The following is a 2,103-nucleotide window of genomic DNA, read 5'->3' on the forward strand; positions in this document are numbered from 1 at the left end:
CGCAAATTGGAATCATCATTAACTGCATAACGGATATTCAAACTAGGTAAATAGATGTTCTCATAAACCTCACGGAAACCCGGATCATCTGGTCTTATATTTATTACGTCGTATTCAACTTTTTGAGAAAAAGATTCTACTCTGAAACCAGGAATTAAAGACCATTTCTCTCCAAGCCCTAATTCGGCAGAGGCATAGACTCCATGAATATCAAGATTACCGGTATAGGTATTTTCGGGTAAACCGGGTCTGTTTTTATTTCCTATTTCATCTGAAATTGGATTAAGGACAATAAGGTCATACAATCCGCTTCCTTCCGGAATATTGATATTGGAAACATCAAAAATAGCGTTGAAATTATTGACATCAGTAACAGGGGTATTGTCCCGATCAAGTATCTCATATCCATATCTGATACTACTGAACCTTCGTTCTTTTGTTCTGCCGTTATACCCAAAATTTAATTTTACCTTATCTGATACCTCATAACCTAAATTTATATAACTATTCAGTTCATCGTCTTCAATACTTTGGAAGAACCTCTGATTATCGAAAGGAATATTTGTATAAAAAACGGGGTTCGTATTTGAATCACCATCCAAAGCAAATTGATAATTTTCGAGCGTAATTCGTTTTCGATCAGGCTCATCAGAAAACACCGTATTATATCCTATTCCCCAACCCAGAGAAAGTTTATCATCAAAATTGTGAATTCCCGTAAGTTGATTTACAAAAATCATATCCTGGTTAAACTGAACGTTCATTACATAAAATCCCTCATCCGTATTTAATATAGCGTCCCTGTTTGTTCCAAGACCGTTAATTCCATAATAACCTACTGCATCAGTAGAATTATTTATAAATAGCGAACTGAATTTTACCGCGTTTTTGGCATCTATTCTATACCCTATATTGGCTAAAGCCGTGGTTGTTGTGCTATAGGCATATTCCCGTACGTTAGGGAAGTCGGTTTTAAGAACATTGGTATAATCTCGTGCCGGCCCTTCCAATAATTCGTAGCCATTGTCAAAGGAGGCGGCTCCAAAAAAGCTCAGGCGGGATTCTTTACCAAATGGAAAAGAATAGCCTCCTTCAATTGCTCCTGAAATGTTTACCGGACTCCATGCATCCTGTGGATCTACCCCAAACGCCAGTACTCTGTTAAAGGGGTCTTTACTATAGCGATTGTAGAATCCAAAATTACTCGGACCCTCACTTCGAACCCAATTTTCACCTGCCGCATTAGAATTTAGTCCGCTACCCAGCGAAACTTCTAAATATCCATTTCCTGTGTAATCTTTAGAATCAATATTAACATTACCGGCAGCAAAATCCCCATAGAATGCAGAAGAGTACGCCTTACTGACAGATACATTTTCAATAATACCTGATTGGAAGATATCCAGATCAATATTTTTCTTATTTACATCATTTGAAGGAAGCGAAAGTCCGTTCATGGTGGTGTTCTGGTATCTGTCTCCAAGACCTCTTACATAAACATTGCTGGAACCTTGCTGCTTTGATATTCCTGATATTTGAGCTACAGCGGCTGCGGCATTGTCGATTCCCTTAAGTTTTAGGGCTTCAGCACTAATAGCCTCCTGCATAACAAGAGCCTTTTTTTGATCCAGTAGTAATGCAATTTCTGAATCCTTACTCGTTGAGACAGTTATTACTACCTCCTCGAGGGAAACACTACCCGCACCCAGAGCTGTATTTACTTGAGTAACTTTACCACTCTGGACAACTACATTGGGGATTTCCAGTGTTTCATAACCCAAAAAACTAAACACCAGAGTATACTCTCCCGGTATAACCCCGGTTATCTCATAAAGGCCATCAAAATCGGAAGTAGTTCCTTTCGTTGTATTTTTTACAAGAACATTTGCAAATGCAAGGGGTTCATTATTTACCTCTTTATCTGTAAGCTTACCAACTATACTCCCTGTTTCCTGGGTGTAACCCATATAGTGAGTACATAGTAATAGAGCTATAAATAATCGTTTCATTTAGTTGAATTACATTATCAACCGCAAAGAACGCTATGGGTTGTAAAAGTCATGTTAGTTCCAGGTTAAACATTTATTTTATTAAGGTTACTAT

General features: G+C 37.9%; 1 protein-coding gene. It reads right to left on the reverse strand.

Annotated features, from left to right (window positions below; genetic code table 11):
• On the reverse strand, positions 1–2,009 hold a 2,009-nt coding region (locus Q0X66_RS15830), incomplete at its 3' end, for a TonB-dependent receptor (protein WP_297708092.1).
• Positions 2,010–2,103: the final 94 nt, after the last annotated feature.

The sequence above is a fragment of the uncultured Eudoraea sp. genome, assembly GCF_947260015.1.
In the GTDB taxonomy this organism is placed as follows: Bacteria; Bacteroidota; Bacteroidia; order Flavobacteriales; family Flavobacteriaceae; genus Eudoraea.